10 protein-coding genes are annotated in these 23196 nt (G+C 74.1%); all 10 read right to left on the bottom strand.

Annotated elements, in window-relative coordinates:
* Window positions 1–98: 98 nt before the first annotated feature.
* A complete protein-coding gene (locus ACWCYO_RS35195; RefSeq protein WP_270142619.1) occupies window positions 99–653 on the bottom strand; it encodes an NADPH-dependent FMN reductase in 555 nt (184 codons plus the stop codon).
* 35 nt (window positions 654–688) lie between these two features.
* Window positions 689–1495, bottom strand: coding sequence for a thioesterase II family protein (locus ACWCYO_RS35190; protein ID WP_449786502.1), 807 nt, complete (start codon window positions 1493–1495; stop codon window positions 689–691).
* 5 nt (window positions 1496–1500) lie between these two features.
* Window positions 1501–2124, bottom strand: a complete 624-nt coding sequence (locus tag ACWCYO_RS35185) for an NADPH-dependent FMN reductase (protein WP_270142621.1) — start codon at window positions 2122–2124, stop codon at window positions 1501–1503.
* Window positions 2125–2153: 29 nt separating this feature from the next.
* On the bottom strand, window positions 2154–3740 hold the full coding sequence (locus ACWCYO_RS35180; protein ID WP_449786501.1) for an MFS transporter: 1587 nt from the start codon (window positions 3738–3740) through the stop codon (window positions 2154–2156).
* A 103-nt stretch (window positions 3741–3843) separates the two neighbouring features.
* Entirely contained in the window at window positions 3844–9066 is a 5223-nt protein-coding gene (locus ACWCYO_RS35175; RefSeq protein ID WP_449786500.1) for an SDR family NAD(P)-dependent oxidoreductase, read from the bottom strand.
* Window positions 9067–9102: 36 nt separating this feature from the next.
* A complete protein-coding gene (locus ACWCYO_RS35170; RefSeq protein ID WP_449786499.1) occupies window positions 9103–10710 on the bottom strand; it encodes a phosphopantetheine-binding protein in 1608 nt (535 codons plus the stop codon).
* Window positions 10711–10771: 61 nt separating this feature from the next.
* Window positions 10772–11965: a cytochrome P450 gene (locus ACWCYO_RS35165; protein ID WP_270142625.1), complete on the bottom strand. Its 1194-nt coding sequence runs from the start codon at window positions 11963–11965 to the stop codon at window positions 10772–10774.
* Window positions 11966–11976: 11 nt separating this feature from the next.
* Complete coding sequence (locus ACWCYO_RS35160; protein ID WP_270142626.1) at window positions 11977–13656, bottom strand: thioester reductase domain-containing protein; 1680 nt, start codon at window positions 13654–13656, stop codon at window positions 11977–11979.
* Window positions 13653–21767: an amino acid adenylation domain-containing protein gene (locus ACWCYO_RS35155; RefSeq protein ID WP_449786498.1), complete on the bottom strand. Its 8115-nt coding sequence runs from the start codon at window positions 21765–21767 to the stop codon at window positions 13653–13655. The genes ACWCYO_RS35160 and ACWCYO_RS35155 overlap by 4 nt, the downstream gene beginning before the upstream one ends.
* A 940-nt stretch (window positions 21768–22707) precedes the next feature.
* On the bottom strand, window positions 22708–23196 hold a 489-nt coding region (locus ACWCYO_RS35150; RefSeq protein ID WP_449786497.1), incomplete at its 5' end, for an Hsp70 family protein.

The raw sequence follows: 23196 nt of genomic DNA, 5'->3' as shown, positions 1-23196 counted from the left end.
GGCCGAAGTTGAACGACCCGCGGGAGGGTTCGGTGGTGTCCCACTTCATCTCGTTCTCCGGTCCAGGTCCGGGGGCCGCCGCCGTCCGTGCGTCGGACTCAGGCCTCCGCGGCGGCCGGCTGCGCCTTCTCCGCGGCCGAGCGGGCCATCGCCGCCAGGACCTCGCGCAGCTGGTCGAGGGTGGCTTCGTCGACCACCCGGTCGCCCTTCATCTTGGCGCCGGCCACCGGGATGGACATCGACTCGGGCAGCACGTCGGCGCCCATCATCCGCAGCGTCTCGATGGTCCATTCGCGGGCCCGCGCACCGCCGGTGGTGGCCGGCGAGGCGGTCACCACGGCGACCGGCTTGTCGACCAGCTCCCCGCCGCCGACGATCCACTCCAGGCCGTTCTTCAGCACCCCGGACATCCCGGCCGCGTACTCCGGGCTGGTGATCAGCACCGCGTCGGCGCTCGCCAGCTCGGCCCGGAACGCCAGCACCGACGCGGGCGGGGCGACGACCTCCACGTCGTGCTCGAAGTACGGCAACCCCGCGAGTCCCTCGAACACCGTCATTTCGGTGTCCGGGCCGCACAGTTCGGCGGCGGTGAGCGCCACCTTGCGGTTCAGCGAGCCTTCGCGCAGGCTCCCGACGATCGCCACGAACTTCATCCCTGTCCCATCTCTCGTTCCGTGTACTGCCATTGTCACGCGATCGACGCCACCGCCGCACGCCGTACCGCGGTGACGGCCGCCACGATCTGACGACTGACCAGATGGCGGTGGTCGGCCAGGTAGAAGTGGTCGCCCTGGTAGACGTGCAGTCCCCGGTAGTCCCGGGTGTGGCGTTCCCAGGCGGCCAGCCGCGGGCGGTCGACCAGCAGGTCGGCGCCGCCGCCGAAGGCGGACAACGCCACCGGCAGCGGCTCGGCGGCCAGGTCGGGCCGCCAGGTGTCGACCAGGGCGAAGTCGTTGCGGAAGGTCGGCGCGAACACCCTCCACAGCAGGTCGTCGTCCAGCACGGCGGGCGGTGTCGCGCCCACCGCCCGCAGCCAGTCGCGCAGTTCGGCGTCGGACAGGTGGTGGCGGGCGGACGGCCCGGCGCCGTGGCCGGTCGACGGCGCCCCGCAGGAGGACAGGCCCAGCCACAGCGGCGCCCGCCGCCCCGGCCGTGCCAGCCGGCCGGCCAGCTCGTAGGCGACCAGCGCTCCCATGCTGTGGCCGAAGAACGCGTACGGCCGGTCCAGCCACGGGGCGAGCTCCCGCTCCAGGAAGTCGGTGAGCTCGTCGGCGTCGGTCAGCGCCGGGCGGTCGGACAGCCGCCCCCGGCCGGGAGCGTCCACCAGGCACAGCTCCCAGTCGCCGGGGAACAGCTGCTCCCAGCCCCGGTAGAGCAGGTGCGAACCGCCCGCGTGGTGGAACAGGAACAGCCGCAGCGTGGCGTCCGGCCGCGGCCTGGGGCAGGTCACCGCGCCGCGCACCAGCGGGCGCACCCGGGCCGGGCCCGCGGGCACCGCGCTCACCCGCGGGCCGCGGCCAGTGCCGCGTCGACCGGGTGGGCGGCCGGGTGGGCGGCCATGAGCCGGCGCATCCGGGCGAACTCCACGACCTGTCCGGCGACCGCCTCCAGCTGGGACTGCAGCCGGGCGTCGGTGCAGCGGCCGTCCGGACCGAACCCGGCCTCGACGGTGTTCACCGCCACGCCCAGCGGCGTCGGCCAGCCGCGCAGTGCGCACACCACGTCGCGCAGCGCCGACAGCGTGGACACCGCGCCCTGCCAGCCCGCGCCGACCGCCAGGCAGCCGACCGCCCGGCCGGTGAAGTACGGCCGCGCGTCGCCACGCAGCTCCTCGACGTGGTCGAGGGCGTTCTTCACCAGGCCGGAGATGCCGCCGTGGTAGGCCGGGCTGGCGAGCACCAGCCCGTCCGCGGCCGCGATCTCGGCGATCAGCCGCTCGGCCCGCGGCTCGCCAACCGGCTCGCGCGGGTCGTACAGCGGCAGCAGCAGGTCCTCGCCGGCGATCAGCGAGGTCCGTGCGCCGAGCCGCTCGGCTTCGGCGAGCACCGCGCGCACCGCCCGCTCGGCGGTCGAGCCGAGCCGGGTCGATCCGCCGATGCCGACCAGTAGCGGCGGCTGTTCCATTACCCCTCCTTCTGTCTTCTGCCGACCGGTCAGGCTGCGACGGGCGCCGTGGGGGCGCCGGCGTCGCTGCGGGCGCTCTCGTGCAGGTCGCGCCGGTGGATGAAGACGAATCCGATCACGGCGCCGACGGCCGCGATCACGGCGCACCACACCATCACGTCACCGAGGGCACCCACGAAGGCGCTGCGGGCGGCGTCGGTGACTCCGGCCAGGGAGTCGGCCGGGACGGCCTGGGCCAGGGCGCCGGTGCCGGACACCGCGACGGTGCGGCCGACCGGCTCGGCCTGCGCGCCGAGCGCGGAGCCGGCGGTGGAGGCGGCGAAGGCCGCGACCACCTTGTGGTGGAAGAGCGCGCCGAACGCGGCCACCCCGACCGCGACACCGACCTGCTGGAAGGTTTCGCCCATGCCGGAGGCCATGCCGGCCTTCTCGGGCCGGACGACGCCGATGGTGATGGCGGCCCGCGGCGGGTTGAACAGGCCCATGCCGATGCCGGTGACGATCATGCTGGGCAGCATCGCCGTCCAGTCGCTGCCCGGCTCGACCAGGGTGATCAGACCCATGCCGACCGCGATGAAGGCGATCGAGGCGCCGATCAGCACGCCGGGCTGCACCGAGGCGAGCGCACCACCGGTGATCGCGGCGACGATGAACAGGGTGATCATCATCGGCATGAAGCGCAGGCCGGTCTCCCACGGCGAGTAGCCCAGCACGTTCTGCACGTAGGAGATCTGCAGGAACACCGCGGCCAGGCTGGTGGCGTTGGACAGCAGGGTGGCCAGGCACACGCCGCTGAAGGTGCGGATGCGCAGCAGCGACAGGTCGAACATGGCGGCCTCGCCGCGCCGCAGCTCGACCACGACGAACAGCACCAGCAGCAGCACGCCGCCGGCGAACGCGCCGAGGATCGGGGCGCTGGTCCAGCCGCTGGACTCGGCGCGCAGGAAGCCGAGCACCAGCAGGGCCAGGCCGAGGCCGAAGGTGATCATGCCGAGCCAGTCGATGCCGTACGGGACCTGCTCGCGCGACTCGTTGAGCTTGGCCAGGCCGATCAGCAGGGCGATCACGCCGATCGGGACGTTGACCAGGAAGATCCACCGCCAGCCGAGGCTGTCGGTCAGCAGGCCGCCGATCAGCGGACCGAGGGCGAGGGCCAGGCCGGCGATGCCGCCGAACACGCCGAACGCCTTGCCGCGGTCGGCGCCCCGGAACTCGTTGCCGATCAGGGCGGGCCCGACCGAGAACAGCACGGCGGCGCCGATGCCCTGCACGCCGCGCGCGAGGTTCAGCGCGAGCACGTCCTGCGCGAGGCCCGCGGCCAGCGAGGAGAGGGTGAACAGCACCAGGCCGGTGCTGAACACCCGCTTGCGGCCGAGGCGGTCGGCCAGCGAGCCGCCGGTCAGCAGGAACGCGGCCAGGGTGAGCGTGTACGAGTCGATCACCCACTGGAGGTCGGAGAACCCGGCGTCGAGGGTCTCCCGCAGGTGCTGGAGCGCGACGTTGACCACGGTCACGTCCAGCATCAGCATGAACATCGCCACGCACGCCAGTGCCAGGGTCCATCCCCGGGCGGAACCTCCCGTCGCCGCGGCGGCCGACGGGTTCTCGGCTGACATCACGCAAGTCCTTTCGTCACACGGGGCGGTGGCCCCGCTGTTTGGGTGGTGCACCGCTCATCGCCCGGTGCCGACTCCGCTCGTCGCCGGGTGCCGGCTCCGCTCATCGCCAGGTGCCGGTCGCCGGGTCGTGGACGCCGCGCACCGCGCCCTCGATCCCGGTCACCGCGATCAGGGCCCGCCCGTCCGGGCCGACCAGGGCGCAGTGCTCGGTGCCGTCGGCCGCGAACCAGTGCCGCAGCAGCAGGCCCTTCGGGTGGGCGGCGGCCAGCGCGGGATCGTTGGCGCCGGTGTACAGGCGCACGTCGGCCAGCGCGGTGGGCACGATCACGGGTACCGGGCCGGAGGTGCGACCGTCGAGCACGCTGGTTCGCAGCAGGCAGTCCAGGGCGGTGCTGGGAATCAGGAAGCGGTCGAACACGCTCTGCGTGGGGAGTTCCAGCCGCAGGTCGGCGGCGCCGCCGTCGGAGAGCAGTCTGGGGTTACGCAGGGAGCTGAAGACACCACTCAACTCTACCGTCGTCCCGGCGAGTTCGTAGGTGTTCGGAGCACTCCGGCCGACTTCGGCGACGGGCGGGCAGAGCGGACCCTCCGTCAGGGTGCGGGCCAGGGTGACCGTCATCCGGCTGTGCTCACGGGCGGGCACCGGTCCGTCGGCCGGGGTGAGCACCCGGACCGCGACCCGGTCGCCGTCGCGTTCGGCGGTGACCTCCAGGGTGCGCGGCCAGCGGTGCTCGGCGGCGCGGATGAACCGGGAGAGCACCACGTCGCCGATCCGGGCCGGCAGCAGGCCGGGGGCGAGTGCCGCGGCGGCCTCGGCGGCCAGCTCCAGGATGAAGGTGCCGGGGACGGTGGGCCGGCCGTCGACCAGGTGGTCGCGCAGGTACGGGTGGGCGTCGAGGTCGACCCGGCAGGTCCAGACCGCGGTGCGGCCGGTCCGGGCGGGCGCGGCGGTCAGGAAGGCCCGCGGCACGGCGACCAGCGGCCCGGGCGCGGGCACGGCCCGGGCGGCGGCCCGGAAACCGGGGGCACGGCGCTCCAGGGTGGCCCAGTCGGCGTCGCCGATCCAGCTGGTGGCCAGTCCGTGGCTGCCCCGGCCGGCCAGTTCGGTGCGGAAGAACGCCCGGCCCTGTTCGTCCGTCAACTGACCGATCTCGTTCTGCCGGGCGAGCAGCGCGCCGGCGGGCGTGTCGGCCGAGGCCATCCCGGACTCGATCCACAGCCCGGACGTGAACGCGACCTCGTCCCGGCCGTCGATCGCACGGGCGTGCGCGGCGGCCAGCATCAGGTACTCGTTCGCGGCGCCGTAGTCGGGCTCGCCGCGCAGGCCGATGAAGGCGGACACCGAGCTGACGGCGCACCACAGCGCGGGCCGGCGCTCGCCGAACGCGGCGCGCAGGTGGGCGTGGCCGCGGACCTTGACGTCCCGGACGGCGCGGAAGTCGGCGACCTTCTTGCGGGTCACCCCGGCGGAGCGGCCCAGGCCCGCGCCGTGCACCAGGACGTCGACCCGGCCCTCGACGGCGAGGACCTCCTCGACGGTCTTGCGCACGGCGCCCTCGTCGAGCACGTCGCACTGGCGGTAGTGGACCCGACCGGGGCCGCACAGCGCCTCGAGGTCGGCGATCACCCGGGCCCGTTCGTGGCGCTGGACGGCGCGCTCGTAGCGGCGGCCGAGGGCGGCCGGGTTCTCGCCCGGGTGGCGGGCGGCCAGTTCCCGCAGCGCCTCGACCCGGGGCGCGGGCGCGGCGGCGTCGGCCGGGTCGGGGGCGGCACCGGAACCGAGCAGCCAGACCGCCTGCGGGGTGCGGCCGTCGACGAGTTCGCGCACCAGGTGGGCGGTGAGCCCGCGGGCGCCGCCGGTGGCGACCACGACGGGGGCGTCGGGCAGGGCCGGCGCCTGCCCGGCGGCCGGGACGGGGACGGGCAGCAGTTCCAGTCGTTCGCCGGCCAGGTGGTAGGCGGCGGGGATGAACCGCTCGGCGGCGGACTCCTCGGCGAGCAGCGCCAGCGCCGCGCCCGCCTCGGTGCGGTCGGTGACCACGGCGAACATCAGGCAGTCCGTCAGTTCCTGGGAGAGGCTGCGGACCAGGCCGGTGAACAGGCCGCCGTGCGGGGCGGGGACCAGACCGTCGGCACCGTCCAGCACCAGCACCGCGAAGGAGCGCAGGTCCGGGGCGCGGTGCTGGGCGGCCAGGAACGCCAGGTCGTGCAGCTCGAGCAGGCGCTCGGACGCGGCGTCGCGCGACCCGTCCTGGACGCCGGCCAGGACTCGTACGTGGGTGAGGGCCCGGCCGCGCCCGTCGAGCAGGGCGGCGAGGTCCTCGGGCCGCTCCAGTCGGACGGCGGGCACGCCGTCCGACGGCGTGGCGCCGCGCGGTACGGCGATCAGGCAGTCGGTGGGCAGCGGGAGGCCGGCCAGCGCCGCCGGGTCGTCGGTGAGCAGCAGGGTGCCCTCGGGGACGGCGGCCAGCGGCTCGCGCACCCGCCGGGCGGGCACCGGGTGCAGGGTCAGGGCGTGCCGGGCGAGGTGACCGGTCAGCAGCTGCGGCCCGGCGGGGTCGGCGGCTGCGTGCGCCGGGGTGACCCGCACGGTCGGGGTGTGGGCGTCCTCGACGGGCCGCAGCCGGCTCGGCTCGCCCCGGCGAAGCGCCTTGAGCAGGGCGACGGTGCCCTCGGCGCCCCGGTAGTCGCGGGGCTCGGCGGGGGCCGCGGGGGCCTGCGGGCGGCCGAGGGCGAGCTCGCCGAGCACGGGCAGTCCGCGCTGCTCGGCGGTGCTGCGCCGGGTGAGGACGAAGCCGACGGCGGCGTCGGCGACCGGGCGCGGGTCCCGGGCGGGCAGGCCCTCGACGGCGGTGCTGACGCCCATCACCACGGCGAGGTCGATCTCGCCGTCGCGCAGGTAGCGGACGGCCGTGGCGAGCGCGGACAGCGCGGAGTCCCGGCCGGCGTCGACGGTCATGTTGGGGCCGTGCAGGTCGAGGCGCTGGACGACGCGGGCGGCGATGACGTTGGGCATCAGGCCGGGATAGGCGTCCTCGTTGATCGGCGGGGTGAGGCCGCGAACGGTGTCGGCGAGCGCCGAGGCGGGCAGCCCGGCGGGGGCGGTGACGTGCCGCTCGAGGTCGTCGAGGTGGTAGCGCAGGGCGTAGCCGTGGGCGTTGCGGGTGGGGCCGCTGTGGCCGACGAACACCCCGGCTCGATCGGCGAGCCGCCGGTCGCCCACCCAGTCGCCGGCGATCCGGTCGGCGCACCGCAGGGCCATCAGCTGGCTGCGGTCCATGGCGGCGATGGCGGACGGTGCGAGCCTGGCCTCGAGCGGGCTGGGCACGGGGTAGGCGTCGCCGAAGGTGGCGGGCCAGTCGGCGGCGGCGCCGGCCAGCCAGCGGTCCAGTTGCTCGGGCGAGGGGTCGCCGGGCAGGTGGGTGCCGGCCGCGACCACCACGACCGGGTCGTCGGCGTCCGCCGCGGGCCGCTCGGGGGTGACCGGGGGGCGGTCGGTGAGCAGCAGGTGGCCGTTGGTGCCGCCGAAGCCCATGGCGGAGATGCCGACGGTGCGGCGGCCGCCGTCCCGCTCGGGCCAGGCCAGGTCGGCAGTGGGCACCTCGACCCCGGTGGTGCCGTCGGGCAGGCCGGTGAACTGGCGCTGGCCGGGGATGGTCCGGTGACCGAGGGCGAGCAGCGCGTGCACCGCGGAGACCGCGCCGGCGGCCCAACCGGCGTGTCCGACCAGGGATTTGTTCGAGGTCATGGTCCAGGTGCGGCCGGGCGCGGCGGCGGTGAGGGCGCCCAGTTCGGTGCGGTCGCCGGCCGGGGTGCCGGTGGCGTGGGCGACCACCCAGTCGACGTCCTGCGGGTCGGTGGCCGCGGACTCCCAGGCGCGGTGCAGTGCGATCTGCTGCCCGGCCGGGTTGGGGGCGTAGATCGCCTTGCCTCGGCCGTCGGAGGAGCCGCCGAAGCCGGCCACGTAGCCGAGGATCGGGTCGCCGTCGGCGACCGCGCGACGGTGGGTCTTCAGGGCGAGGACCGCCGCGCCGTCGCTGAACAGCACCCCGTCGGCGCCGCGGTCGAGCGAGCGCACCTGCCCGGAGCGGGACAGGCCCCGGAGCTTGGAGAAGAGCACCAGGTTCTGCGCGGTCAGCGCGAAAGCCCCGCCGCACAGGGCGACATCGGCCTCTCCGGCGCGCAGCGCGCGCACCCCGATGTCGATGGTGTACAGCGAGGAGGAGCAGGCGGTGTCGACCACCACGATCTCCGCGTCCGCCGGCAGGTCCGGGACGGCGGCCCGGGCGATCCGGTACGGCAGGACCGCGTCGGGGGTGCCGGCCGCCAGTGGGTAGCGGCGCTCCAGGCCGTCCGGGACGGGCAGGCCGGCGTCGCCGAGCAGCCGGCGGGCACCGGTGGCGACCAGGGTGTGCTCCAGGTGCTGGCTGCCGTCGGGGGTGAGGCCCACGGCGAACAGCTGCCGGTCGGACGGACGGACCGTGACCTTCTCGGTGGCGCCGAGCAGCGAGTGCCGCAGCCACAGGGCGGTGTACTCGTCGGCGGTGAACGCCCCGGAGTCGATCTCCGCGCGCAGCGCGGGGTGCGGGGTGAACCCGGTCATGAAGCCGGACACCCGGGCGTACGTCTTGTCCTCGGCGGCGGCGTCCGGCGACCAGACCGTGTCGAGGTCGATCCGGTCGCCGGGTTCGCCGAAGACGGGCTCGCCCTCGGTGAGCAGCCGCCAGAACTCCTCGGGGGTGCTGGCGCCGGGCACGGCCAGGCCCATGCCCACCACGACCACCGCGTCGCCGTCGACGTCGTCGGCCACCGCGAGGTCGTCGGCCACCGCGTCCGCGGCGGTGTCGGGCCGGGGCTGGGGCGCGCCCAGTTCGAGGGTGCGGCCGTCGAGCGCCACGGCGTCCGGGCCGGTCAGGAACGCGGCGACCCGGGCGGCGGCCGTGTCCCAGCCCTCGGCGGGATGCAGGGCGTGGATCCGCACGCCGGGGGCGGCCGCCGCGAGCAGTTCGCGGACGGCCTCCTCCAGCTCCTGCCGTTCCCCGCCCGGCGGCCCGACCAGCAGCAGGGCTCCGCCCGACGGCAGGGCGCGGACGGCCTCGGCGGCAGCCTGCCGGGCGGCGGGCAGCCGCCCGGCCCGGTCGGCCGTCACGACCGCGGCGGAGGGCCGACCGGCCGGGCCGGCCTGCGCGAGCACTGCGGCGACGGCCGGGCCGGCCGGCTCGCTGGCGAGCACGCGGACGTCGGCGAACGCGTCGGTCAGGGACGCCACTGCGCCGGGGTCGGCGGCGACCAGGACGGTGCGCGGGGCGGGGTCGATCGGCATGGTGACTCCGTGGGATCCTTCGTGCGTGATGGTCGGTCAGCTCGCGAACGCCGGCGCGGCGAGCACGAGTTCGGCCACGTCGGCCAGGGTGGACTGGGCGATGAACCGGCCGGGCTCGATCGACTCGCCCAGACCGAAGCGCTCGGCCACCTTGGCCAGCATCTCCACCCGCTTCAGCGAGTCGATCCCGAGGTCCGCCTCCAGATCCGCGTCCGCGGTGACCATCTCCACGGGGTAGCCCAGCGTCACCGCGAACAGCTCGCGCAGCTGCGCCACCACCTCCTCCAGGCCCAAAACCGCCGCCACAGCAGGCTCCACAGCGGCAGGCTCGGCCACCACGGTCGCCGCCACCGCGGGCGCAGCCGCGGACTGCCCGAACGCCGGTGCGGCGAGCACGAGTTCGGCCACCTCGGCCAGGGTGGACCGGGCGATGAACCGGCCGGGCTCGATCGACTCGCCCAGACCGAAGCGCTCGGCCACCTTGGCCAGCATCTCCACCCGCTTCAGCGAGTCGATCCCGAGGTCCGCCTCCAGATCCGCGTCCGCGGTGACCATCTCCACGGGGTAGCCCAGCGTCACCGCGAACAGCTCGCGCAGCTGCGCCACCACCTCCTCCAGGCCCAAGCCCGCCGCCGCAGCAGGCTCCACCCCGACGGGCGCGGCCACCACGGGCTCGGCCACCGCGGGCGCCGCCACGACGGGCTCGGCCACCACCGGCTCGGCGACCACGGGCTCCGCCACGGCCGACAGCGCGCTCGCGACGGTGACGTCCGGGACACTGCGCCGCACCAGCCCGGACAGGCCCGCCCGGCCGCACTCCACGAACCGTTCGGCGCCCTCGGCGTGCAGCGCGCGCACGGCGTCCAGGAACCGCACCGGAGCGGTCAGCTGACGGACCAGCAGCTCCTTGAGGTCGTCCCGGTCGCCCGCCCACCCGCCGGCGACCGGCGAGTACACCGCGTGCCGCAGCGGGAGTTGCCGGATGCCGACGATCCGCTCGCGGAAGTCGTGGGCGGCGGCGGCCAGGCCCGGGCTGTGGAACGGGTAGGGCGCGTTCAGCCGTATCGTGCGCACGCCCAGGGCCTCGGCGAGCCGGGCGACCAGGGCCACCGAGTCGTCGGGTCCGGCGACCACGGACTGCCGCGGAGCATTGACCACGGCGAGCGCCAGCGCGCGGTCGGCGGCCGCACCGACCAGGTGGGCGGCGCGGTCCGCGGACAGTTCCAGGGCGAGCATGCCGCCGTGGCCGGGGTAGTGGGCGAGCAGCGCCTCGGCCCGGTGGCACACCAGCCGGGCGCCGTCTACCGGGTCGAACGCGCCGGCGAGGGTGAGGGCGGCGATCTCCCCCATGCTGTGGCCGACCAGGGCGTCGGCCGGGCCGGCCGGGCCGGCCGTCCGGTACCCGCCGACCGCGGCGGTGAACACGGCCAGCTGCAGCGCGAACGGGTCCTCGCGGACCAGCTCGGCGGCCGACGGGGCGTCGGTGCGGGTGAGCAGGCCGCTCACGCCGGGGCGGCCGAACTCGGCGGCGACCCGGTCGGCGGTGCGCAGCGCCTCGGTCAGCCGGTCGTCGTCCCGGTCGGCGAACATGCCGGGGGTGTAACCGCCCTGCCCGGGCAGCAGGTAGACGGTCTGTACTGCCATCACGCGTCCTTCGTGGGTGTCGTCTGAGTACTCGTCGGGGTGTTCGCGGTCGCCGGCGGGGTCACCAGGTGACGGGCAGTTCGCGGACTCCGTAGAGCACCATGTCGTGGCGGAACGGCAGGTCGGTCAGCGGCTTGGCCATCTTCAGGTTGGGCAGCCGGCTGAACAGGCCGGCGAAGACGGTGCTCAACTCGACCCGGGCCATGGTGAAGCCCACGCACTTGTGGAAGCCGTGGCCGAAGGCGACGTGGCTCTGCGAGTTCTCCCGGTGGATGTCGAACCGGTCGGGCTCGGGGAACACGCTGGCGTCCCGGTTGGCGGCGTTGAGCATGACCAGCAGGCCCTCGCCGGCCTTGATGGTCTGCCCGCCGACCTCCAGGTCCTCGACGGCGGCGCGGGGCAGGCCGGCGTGGTTGATGGACAGGTAGCGCAGCAGTTCCTCGATGGCCTGCGGGATCAGCGAGGGGTCCGCCTTGAGCTCCTCCAGCTGGTCGGGGTGCTCCAGCAGGGTCGCGGTGCCCAGGCCGATGATCTGCGCCATGGTGTCGTAGCCGGACAGCAGCAGCAGCGCGGCCAGGCCGACGAACTCGGCGTGGTCGATCCGGCCGGCCTCCTGGTGGGCGGCCAGCCGGCCGAGCATGTCGTCGGTGGGGTTCTGCTCCCGGTCGGTCACCAGCCGGTCGAAGTAGGCCATCAGCTCGCCGGCCGCCTGGCCGACCTGCTCGGGGGTGCTGCGGCGGTCGAGGATGGTGTCGGTGAGGCCGACGAACAGCGGGGCGTCCTCATAGGGCACGTCGAGCAGTTCGCACATCACGGTGGCGGCCATCGGGAAGGCCAGCTGGGTGACCAGGTCCGCGCTGTTGCCCTGCTCCTCCAGGCGGTCCAGCAGGCCGTCCAGGATGGCCTGCATCTGGGGGCGCTTGGCCTCCATCGCGTTGATCAGGAACTCGCGGGTGATCAGGCGGCGCAGCCGGCCGTGGTCGGGCTCGTCCTGGTTGAGGAAGAAGCCGGGGGGCAGCGGGGTGTCGCCGGAGATGTAGGAGGGGTAGCCCGGGGTGTTGGGGTCGGAGCTGAGCCGGTGGTCGGTCAGCACGGCCCGGACGTCCTCGTGCCGGGTCACCACCCAGACCTCCTCGCCGCGCGGTACGGCGACCTTGAACACCGGCTGCTCGGCACCGAGTTCACGGTAGGCGGGCGGCGGGTCGAGGGGGTGGACGCGGGGCATCGGGAAGGCCGGAAGGGCGGAGGTGGTCATCGCGGTCTCCATCAGCGCTGGGGCGGGGCGGGCAGGAAGCCCGTGGATACGAAGTAGTCGAGGTAGACGTCGAACAGGGTCCGGTCGACGGGCCGGCACTCGATGCCGGAGCCGTCCAGCGCGGCCTGCAGGTTGGCGGTGCCGAACACCGGCCGGCTGCCGGGGTAGCCGACCTCGTCGGCGGGCCGGTCCTCACCGAACAGCGGGAGGTAGACGGCGAGTTCGTTCTCCTCGCCGCGTTCGACCGCGGCCACCAGCTCGCGGTACCAGTCGCGGTAGTCGAGCTTGCGCAGCGGGTAGCCGTAGTCGACGACCAGCTGGAAGATGTCGTTCATGCTGCTGGAGCCGGCGCTGGGCACGTTGAAGACCGGCTCGTGGAACCCCCCGCCGAGCGCGATCCGGGCGACGGCGGCGGCGCAGTAGTCCACCGGGACCAGGTCGATCAGCAGGTCGTAGTCCAGGTAGGCGCCGAGCTGGATGCAGCCCTTGAGCAGGTGGTTGATGAAGGTGTCGGTCGAGCAGGCGCCGCTGGTCTGCGCACCGGCCACCGCACCGAGCCGGTAGACGTGGGTGGGCACGCCGCGCTCGCGGGCCTGCAGCATCAGGGTGTCGGCCACCCACTTGGACTGCCGGTAGCCGCCGACCACGTCCTCGGTCTCGGTGAGCCGCTCCTCGTCCCAGCGGCGCTCGCCCTGGTTGCCGGGGTAGACGCCGATGGTGGACACGAAGTGCACCGGCTTGACCCGGGTGTCGCAGGCCAGCCGCAGCACCTCGAGCGCGCCGAACACGTTGACCGGCTTGATCTTCGCGTAGGGCACGATCCAGCTGGAGATCGCCGCGTTGTGGATCACCATTTCGACGGTCTCGGCGAGCTCCCGGTAGGCGCGCCGGCTGGTGCCGAGGTAGGGCCGGCCGGTGTCACCGGGGACGCCGACCACCCGCTCGGAGTCGCCGGCGCGCAGCAGCCCGTACTCGGCGAGGTTGTCCAGCACCCGGACGTCGGCCTGCGCCCGGTCGGCGGCCCGCACCAGCACGTACACGGTGGCGGTGGAGCGGTCGAGCAGCTCGCGCAGCAGGAAGGCGCCGGTGTAGCCGGTGCCGCCGGTGAGCAGCACCGCGCGGTACGGGCCGGCCGCGGGCGGCAGCGCGTCCGGGCCGGGGGCGATGTCGGCGGGCAGGACGGCGTCGGCGAGCATCTCCTCGCCGCCGACGCCGCGCGGGTTGCCGGCACCGCTGATCTGCGGGTCGACCTGCGAGCCGACCATCCGGCCGAGCTGGGCGACGGTCGGGTTCTCGAACATCCGGCGCAGGTCGAGCCGCACGCCGTACGCGTCGCGCACCTGGGCGGCCATCTGGAGGACCGTCAGGGAGTCCCCGCCCAGGTCGAAGAAGCTGGTCTCCACGCCGACCTTGGGCAGCCCCAGCAGGTCCTGCCAGATCCGGGCGAGCTGGGTCTCCACCGGGGTGCGCGGGGCGACGTACGCGGTCTCGGTGCTCTCCTCGGCGGTGGGCCGGGGCAGGCTGCCCCGGTCGACCTTGCCGTTGGGGAGCTTGGGGAGCTCCGGCAGCACCACGAAGTGCGCGGGCACCATCGCCTCGGGCAGGTGGGTACGGGCGTAGCCGCGCAGGCTGCCGCGCAGGCCGGCCGCCCAGGACGACGCGAGCGGGTCGTTGGCGAGTCGTCGGTTCATGCCACGTCCTCGGAGTCAGCGGGGGTCTCGGGGTCGACGGGGGTGAAGACCGCGTCGAACGTGTCCAGTCGGCCGTCCGGGCGGACCCGGGTGGTCACCCGGTGGCCGGTCGCCTCGGCGATCTCGACGAGGTCCTCGGGGTGGACGGCGGCCTCCTCGTCCACCGACCACAGCTGCCGGTCGAGGTCCCACGCGGTGGTGTCGCCCGGGGCGTCGGCGAGGGCGCGGACCGCGGCGGCGACCCGCACCAGTCGGCGGTTGGGGATCCCGGTGACCAGCCGCTCGCCGGGTTCGGCGACGAGCCGGTCGCGCAGCGACTCCAGCCCGTCGGGCAGCGTCGTCCAGGCGACGCGTGCCGCGGGGGCGGGCGCCGGGGCGCCGTCTCCGACCAGCAGGGTCACGTCGTAGCGGAACAGCGACAGCTCGTTGTCGGCGCGGCCGCGCTTGAGCTCGAACCGGACGTCGGCGACCTTGCCGCTGTCGGCGGCCAGCCGCTGGAAGAAGTCCGGCGAGAGGCACAGCTCGCGTTCCTCGTTCAGCTGCCGGTGCACCGCGGAGCGGATCTCCTCGACGGTGCTCAGCGCGCCGGCCCGGTGCAGCTGCACGGCGGTGTGGAACTCCGGCAGCAGGTCGAGCGAGCGGACGTCACCGACGAACACCGCGCCGCCGGGGCGGACGGCGCGCACCGCGTCCAGCAGGACCGTGCGCAGGTAGTCGGTGCCGGGGAAGTACTGGGCGACCGAGTTGATCACCACGGTGTCCAGGCTGTCCTCGGGCAGGGCGGCGAGGTACTCGGGCCCGCTGTGGGCGAGGTGGACGTGGCCGGGCAGCGGGCGTCCCAGGCAGCCCCGGGCGGCGTCCAACGCGGCCGGGGACAGGTCGACGCCGTGGTACTCCTCGACGTGCTCGGCGAAGGAGCGCAGCACCAGGCCGACGCCGACGCCGACGTCGGCGACCCTGGTGGGCTCCAGGGCGCGGATCCGCTCCACGGTGTGGCCGAGCCACTCGCGCATCTCGGGCACCGGGATCGGCTCGCCGGTGTAGCTGGACAGCCAGCCGGCGAACTCCGAGCCGTCCTCGGCGGGCGCGGTGTACGCGCTCTCCCACACCTCGCCCCAGCGCTGGACGTGGGCCTGCTGGACGGTGTCGTCGGACAGCTCCTCGGCGGGCGAGACGTAGGCGACCAGCTCGGGGCCGTGCGCGCCGTCGATCGCGATGACCGCGACCGCGTCGACGCCCTCGTGCCGCGACAGCACGCTCTCCACCTCGTCCGGCTCGACCCGGTGGCCGAGGATCTTCACCTGCCGGTCGACCCGGCCGAGGAACTCCAGCCGGCCGTCGGCGCGCCAGCGCACCCGGTCGCCGGTGCGGTAGTAGCGCTGCCCGTCGTGCTCGACGAAGCGCTCGGCGGTGAGGTCGGGCCGGCCGAGGTAGCCGGCCGCGACGCCGTCGCCGCCGATCCACAGCTCGCCGGAGGAGCCGATCGGAACCGGCCCGCCGTGCGGATCGGTGACCCGGACGGCGGTGTTGGCGATCGGCCGCCCGATCGGGATGGTGCCGGCCTGCGCGTCCAGGTCCCGGTCCAGCTCGTGCACGGTGGACCAGATGGTGGTCTCGGTGGGTCCGTACATGTTGAGCACCCGCACCTGCGGCAGTGCGCCGAGCAGGCGCTGCGCCAGGCCGGAGGGGAACGCCTCGCCGCCGATCAGCAGGGCGCGCAGCCCGGTCAGCGCGGCGAGCGCCTCGGGCTCGGCGGCGACCGCGGCGAACAGCGAGGGGGTGCCCTGGAGCAGGGTGACGCCGTGGCGCTCGCACAGCGCGGCCAGCGAGTGCGGGCTCTCGGCGACCTCGGCCTCGTGGGCCCGGCGCAGCTCGTCGACCCAGGTGAGGCTCTCGAGGACGTCGTCCGGGGCGACACCGAAGTCGACCAGGCAGGCGATCTCGTCGACCCCGACGGCGGACAGGCTACGGACCAGTTCCGCGCAGTCCTCGGGCGAGCCGAACAGGCCGGAGGACTCGAAGTAGCGGTCGATGGCGAGGTCGATCACCGCCTCGATCTGGTCCTCCGCGCCCATCTCCGGCAGCTCCTGGCCGGTGGTGGCGAACAGGGTGCGCCACAGCTCGGTGGAGCTGCGCAGGTAGTCGCGGAACGGCTCACGGGCCCGCGCCCGGGCGTCGGCGGTGTCCTCGGACATGAAGGTGTGCACCATCAGGGTGACCTGGCCGGGACCGCTGTGTCCGGCGGCCTCCCGGGCCAGCCGGTACGCCTTGATCTTCGCCGCGAGGTCCTCGGGCGCCTGGCCGAGCAGGTGGGTGAGCAGGTTGGCACCGGAGGCGCCGGCCTGCTCGAAGGTCTGCACGGCACCGACCGAGGTCAGCCAGATCTGCGGCTCCGCCTGGACCGGTGCGGGGTGGATGCGCACGTCGACGACCTGGCCGCTGCCGCCGGTGCGCAGCACCTGCTCGCCGCGCCACAACCGGCGGAACTCGTCGATCTGCTCCGCCATCTTCTGCTTGCGCACCGGGAAGTTCTCCGGGCGCAGCGCGAAGTCGTTGGAGTTCCATCCGGACGCGAAGGCGAGGCCGACCCGGCCGCCGGAGAGGTTGTCGACCAGCGACCACTCCTCGGCGATGCGGATGGTGTCGTGCAGCGGGGCGACGACGCTGCCGCTGCGCAGGGCGATCCGCTCGGTGACGGTGGCCAGCGCGGCGGACATCACCGACGGGTTGGGGTAGAGGCCGCCGAAGTGGTGGAAGTGCCGTTCGGGCGTCCACACGGCCTCGAAGCCGTGGCGGTCGGCGAACCGGGTGGCGTCCAGGACCAGCCGGTAGCCGTCCCGGTTGGAGACGCCGGCGGAGGCGGCGAAGAAGAACAGGCTGAACCCGACCGGGCGTTCGCGGCCCTCCGCCTGCGGCACCAGGTTGTTGATGATCCGTTCGCCGGCCACCACGACCTTGGCGCCGCGGGTGAGCGGCCACAGCAGTTCGAGCACCGAGATGTCGAAGGAGACGCTGGTGACGGCGAGCACGGTGTCCTGCGGGCCGCAGCCGACGGTGCGGTCCATGCCGACGAAGAAGTTGACGGCGTTGCGGTGCCGGATGGCGGTGCCCTTGGGCTTGCCGGTCGTACCGGAGGTGTAGATGACGTAGGCGGTGTCATCGCCGCCGACGGCCGTGTTGGGCGCGTGGTCGGGCCGGGCCGCGATGGCGCCGGCGTCCTCGTGGACGTCGACCCGGCGCGGCGCGTCGAGGCCGGCGGGTGCGCCGGGGCCGGTGATCAGGCAGCTGATGCCGGCGTCCTCGGCGATGGTGTCCAGCCGGGTGCGCGGGAACGACGGGTCCATCGGGACGTACGCGGCGCCGGCCTTGTGGACCGCGACCAGGGCGGTGACCAGGTCGATGCCGCGACGGATGCTGACGCCGACCAGGTCGCCCCGGCGCACGCCGAGGGCGAGCAGGTGGTGGGCGAGGCGGTTGGCGCGGGCCTCCAGCTCGGCGTAGTCGATCTCGTCGTGCCGGTGGGCGAGGGCGGTGGCGCCGGGGTTGGCGCGCACCTGCCGGGCGATCAGGCCGTGCACGGTGTCGGCGGCGTCGTAGCCGACCGCGGTGTCGTTCCAGGCCTCCACCCGGGCGAGTTCGGCCCGGCCGAGTAGATCGGCCTCGACGGCGCGCCGTTCCGGGTGGTGGGCGACCTCCTCGACGGCGCGGGCGTAGTACCCGGCGAGCCGGTCGCAGAACTCCTGGGGCAGCACGGCGAGGTCGCAGTCCAGCCACAGCGACAGCCGGCGCTCCTCCGGGTCGATCAGGAAGTTCACGGCCAGCGGGTAGTTGGTCTCGGCGATGCCGACGGTGACCCGCATCAGCGCGTCCGAGGCGCGGTTGCCGTCCCGGTGGAAGTCCATGAAGTTGACGTAGGAGCTGAGTTGGAGCTCCGCGCCGAGGTCGTGCTGCATCTGCGCGATCGGGTAGCGGCGGTGCGGGGCCGCGGCGCGCTCGTGGGCGAAGACGGCCCGGGCCGCCTCGGCCAGGGTCATGGCGGACAGGTCGAGGCGCAGCGGCAGCGTGTTGAGGAAGACGCCGATGGTCTCGTCGCCGCCGTGCTCCTCCAGTCGGCCGTTGGCGACCATGCCGGTCAGCACCTCGTCGGCGCCCCCGACCAGGCGCAGTACCGCGGCGTGCGCGGCGACCAGCAGCGCCTTCAGCGGCAGCGCCTCGCGGGCGGCCAGGTCGCGCAGCGCGGCGGCGGTCGCCTCGGGGATCGCCACGTCGTAGCGCTGGTTGGCGGCGTGCCGGGACTCCTCGGCCGGGCGGGGGGCGAGTTCGGTGGGCTCGGCGCCGCGCAATAGGGCGGACCAGAACTCGCGGGCCACCGGGTCGGCCACGGCGGCGCGTTCGGCGGCGACGAAGTCGCGGTAGGCGGAAGCCACTTCGGGCAGGTCGAGGGCGCGGCCGACGGTCCGGGCCTGGTAGTGCTCGACCACTTCCTCGAGCATCCGCATGTCGCTCCAGCCGTCGAGGACGACGTGGTGCTCGATGACGGACAGTTCGAAGGAGTCCTCGCCGCACGGGTGGACGGCGAACTTCAGCAGCGGGGCGGTCTCGGGGTCGAAGGTGGTGAACTTGGCCTGCTCGACCCACGCCTCGACGGCCCGCTGCTGGGCGGCGGGGGTGAGACCGCGCAGGTCCTCGCCGTCCTCGATCGGGATGGTGACGTCCCGGTGGACCAGTTGCAGCGGTTCGGAGTAGCGCGCGAGGTCGAAGGAGCAGCGCAGCGACGGGTGGCGGCGGGTGGTGTCGTCGACGGCGGCCCGCAGCGCCGCGCGGTCGAGCGGCGCGGATATCCGGATGCTGGTGACGACCCGGTAGATGGAGGTGTCCTCGGCGAACGCGGCGTGGAAGAGCATGCCCGCCTGCATCGCGCTGAGCGGGTAGGCGTCGTCCAGGCCGTCCGGCAGCAGCTGCCGGTCCCGCTCCGACAGCATCCCGAAGGGCTCCCGGGCGGCGGCCGGTTCCCGGTCCGACTCCCGGACGGCACGGGCGAGTTCGCGGATGGACGGGCCCTGGAACAGGTCGGCCACGTCGAAGGTGCTGCCGTGCCGCTCGACCTCGGCGCGCACCCGGATCGCGTGCATGGAGTCGCCGCCGAGCGCGAAGAAGGAGTCGTCGATGCCGAACGCGTCGGTGCCCAGGACGGCGGCCCAGGCCCGGTGCAGCAGCCGCTCCCGGTCGGTGGTCGGCGGCTGGACGGCGGCGCGCGCCGGCCTCGCTGCGGGCAGCGGCAGGGCCTTGCGGTCGAGCTTGCCGTTGGGCAGCAACGGCAGCTCGGCGAGCGGGAGGACGTGTCCGGGCACCATGTAGGCGGGCAGCCGCTCGCGCAGCCAGTCGGTCAGCTCGGCGTGCTCGGGCTCGGCGTCGACGGGCACCACGTGGGCGACCAGCTGCGGCTCGCCGCCGGCCAGCCGCGGCGCGGTGACCACGGCCTGGGCGACCCCGGGGTGGGCGAGCAGCGCGGACTCGATCTCCCCGGGCTCGATGCGGAACCCGTGCACCTTCACCTGGTGGTCGAGCCGGCCCTGGTAGAGGATCACGCCGTCGGAGCGCAGCACGGCGCGGTCGCCGGTGCGGTAGAGCCGTCCGGCGCCGGCCGGTCCGGGGACGAACGCGGCGGAGGTCAGCTCGGGCCGGTTGAGGTAGCCGATGGCGACCTGGACACCGCCGATGCAGAGCTCGCCGGCCACGCCGGCGGGCAGCTGCCGGCCGGCGCGGTCCATCACGTACAGCGTGGTGTTGGCCACCGGCCGGCCGATCGGGACCGGCCCGGCGGCGTCCTCCGGGCGGCACTGCCAGTGGGTGACGTCGATGGACGCCTCGGTCGGCCCGTACAGGTTGTACAGGGCCGGCGCGTCCTGGCCGTAGCGCTCGAAGTGGCGGCCGACGGTCTCCGGGCGCAGCGCCTCGCCGCTGCACACGATCCGGCGCAGGCCGGGCAGTTCGGCGGCGGCGGGCTCGGCCAGGAAGAGGTCGAGCATGGACGGCACGAAGTGCGCGGTGGTGATGCCGTGCCGACGGACCGTCTCGGCGATGGCCCGCGGGTCGCGGTGGGCGCCGGGCGCGGCCAGGTGCAGGGTGGCGCCGGTCATCAGCGGCCAGAAGAACTCCCACACCGACACGTCGAAGGTGAACGGCGTCTTCTGCAGCACCTTGTCGTCGGCGCCGAGGCGGTACTCGTCCTGCATCCACAGCAGCCGGTTGACCACACCGCGGTGCGGCACGGCGACGCCCTTGGGGCGGCCGGTGGAGCCGGAGGTGAAGATGACGTACGCGGGGTCGTCCGGGCCGGCGGTGACGCCGAGCGGGCCGGCGGCGGGCAGCCCGGGCAGCACCTGGTCGAGGGCGAGGGTCTCCAGGCAGCTGCCGGACAGCCGTTGGGCCAGGTCGGCGCGGGTCAGCACCAGGCGGACCTCGGCGTCCTCGATCTGCAGGGCCAACCGGGCCAGCGGCTGGTCGGGGTCGAGCGGGGTGTACGCGGCGCCGGCCAGCAGGACGCCGAGCAGGGCGACGACGAGGTCGAGCGAGCGCTCCTCGTGGACGCCGACCACGTCGCCGGTGCGCACTCCGCGCTGCCGCAGGTAGTGGGCCAGCGCGCGCGCCCGGTCGACGAGTTGACGGTAGGTCAGCGAGGCGCCCGCCACCTCGGCGGCGATCGCCTCGGGAGTGCGGGCGGCCTGCTCCTCGATCCAGGTGTGCAGCGGGCGGTCGAGATCGTAGTCGCGCGCCGGGCCCTCGGCCCGGGCGGCGGCCGCCTCGTCCTCGGCGAGCAGGTCGATCCCGCCGACCGGCGTGTACTCGGGGGCGCGCAGCAGGGCGTCGGTGAACCGGACGAAGCGCTCCCGGTGGGCGGCGAGCGGGGCGGCCCGGTGCCGGTCGGGGTTGGGTTCGAAGGTCAACCGCAGGTCGGCTCCGTCGGCGCCGCCGAAGAACTCCAGGCCGAGGTCGGCGACCGGGCCGGAGGACAGCTGGTGGACGGGGCAGTCGACGGTGCCGAGCCGCAGCTTGCCGTCGAAGGACACCACGTTGACCACCACGCCGGTGGTGTGCTCGCCGCCGTCGGCGCGGCGGATCTCCCGCTGGATCTCCTCCCCGCGGAAGCGCTGGCGGCGCAGCACCTCGCCGGCCCGCTCGCCGACCTGCCGCACCACCTCGCCGAAGTCCTGCTCGGGGCGGACGGTCACCCGCAGCGGCAGCACGTTGGCGAGCATGCCGGGGGTGGTGAGCGAGACCCGGGTGGTACGGCCGCGCACCGGCAGGCCGAGGACGAGGTCCTGCTGCTGGGTGATGCGGTGCAGGTAGACGGCGGTGGCGGCCATCACGATGACCGACCAGTGCACCTTGTACCGGGCCGCGGCGACGTCGACCCCGGTGATGCCGTCGGCCTGCTGGAACCGGGAGGCGGCCGGGCCGTCCTGGTCCGGGGAGGCGAGGCTCGCGGTGTCGGGCCAGTCGGCGAGGGCGCCGAGCCAGTGCGCACGGTCCTGCTCGTACTGTTCGGAGCCGCGGTAGGCCTCGTCCTCGGCGAGCAGGTCGGCCAGGGTGCCGGCCGCTGACGGCCGCGGCTCGCGGCCCTCGGTCAGGGCGGTGTAGATCTCGGCGAGGCGCCGCCAGTGCAGCGCCTGGCCGTAGCCGTCGAGGACGATGTGGTGGTACCGGAAGTGCAGCAGGTGGTGGCGCGGGGCGACCTTCACCAGGGTGTGCGCGAACAGCGGTCCGTCGGTCAGGTCGACGCGACTGGCGAGGTCGTCGCGCATCCACTGCTCGGCGGCGGCCCGGGCGTCCGCGGCGCCGCTGACGTCCCGGGTGTGCAACCCGGGGACGGCGTCGAGCGGCACCTGCCAGGGCCGGCCGTCGGGATCGGCGGTGAACCGCACGCACATCGCCTCGGCCTCGACGACGGCGAGCCGGACGGCCTCGGCGAGGCGCTGCTCGTCGACGTCCCCCTGGATGTCCACGTAGCCGGCGCAGTTGTGCAGCGCGCCGCCGGAGTCGAGCTGGTGGGCGATCCACACCTCGTTCTGGGCGGCGGACAGCGGCAGACGCCCTGTGAAGGCGTTCACGAGTCACTCCTCTGGTGAGAAATCCATGAATGCGTGCGGGACTCGGTTTCACCGCGATGAAGAATTCGGAAAATCCATTGCGCCGCCATTACGGGCGGCCGGGGCACTACCGGCGGGTACCGCCGGCCGGGCCCGGACCGGCGCGCACCGAGGCTTCTGATTCAGCGTCGGTTGTGCGCCGCGGCTCCAGCGGATACAGCCGCTTCGCCGATCTCATCCGGCACCCCCGATGCCTTGATCGACCTGCGGCCTCCCCCCCGAAGCGCTCCCCCACGACGCGGTTGACCTTAGGGTTCTCAGGCCTGACCGGTCAACAACGAATTTCGGCCCGTGGTTCAAGCCGGGGAATTCCGGCGATCACACCGCGATATCCCCCGCACCCGGCTCGACCTGCGCCGTCGGCGCATCGCGTGGCCGGAACGCAACCGCGCGTCAATCCGATCGTATGCGCACGACCTGTGCCAGGAGCACGCTGTGTGAGCGCAGGTCGCGCAGGGTCGACTGCCTCGCGACCCCTGGTCCCCCATCAGCCACAGAAGCCCCGTCGGCCACGCGCAGTCACCAAATGAGTTTCAAAGCGGTCGCCGACCAATCGATTTCAGCCATCGCCGGTTGGGTATGGAGTCCATCTCATCCCCTATCGGACATCCCGGGCGGTCCCTCGCCTTTGCGACGGAAGGGCCGTACGGCACCCCGATCCACTCTGGTCAGAACATTCTTGACACATCGCGAACAACAACAGCGCTCGGCGGACGTGACCGGCTCGACAGGAAAGGGACCTGTGCCCTATTGCGCCGCGATCGGATAAGCGGTATTCCCCGTCCCGGACATCGGCGGACAGCCGCCCGGATTGCGGTTCCGTGGAGTCGTGCGCCATCCCGGAATTCCCCGGAAGTGACCGGCCGTCGCACGACTCCCGGTGAGAAGGTTCACCACGTGGTCATCGGGCACCGCCCTTGCGCTCCTCCTCGTCGACGATCTCGGCGTCCACGACTTCCTCCTCGTCGGCCTGCGGGCCGCCCGCGCCACCGCTCGGCGCACCGGGGGCGGCCTGGGCGTAGATGGCCTGGCCGAGCTTCTGACTGACCTGGGCGAGCTTCTCGCTCGCGGTGCGGATCGCGGCGGTGTCCTGGCCCTTGAGCTTCTCCTTGAGCTCCGTCAGGGCCGACTCGACCTCGCTCTTCACGTCGGCCGGGAGCTTGTCGGCGTTGTCGGCGATGAACTTCTCGGTCGAGTACACGAGTTGCTCGCCCTGGTTGCGGGTCTCGGCGCTCTCACGCCGACGGCGGTCCTCCTCGGCGTGCTGTTCGGCCTCGCGCATCATCCGGTCGATCTCGTCCTTGGGCAGCGAGGAGCCGCCGGTGACGGTCATCTTCTGCTCCCGGCCGGTGCCGAGGTCCTTCGCGCCGACGTGCATGATGCCGTTGGC

The sequence above is a fragment of the Kitasatospora sp. NPDC001683 genome (assembly GCF_053596495.1).
This window is presented reverse-complemented; position numbering and strand designations above follow the sequence as displayed.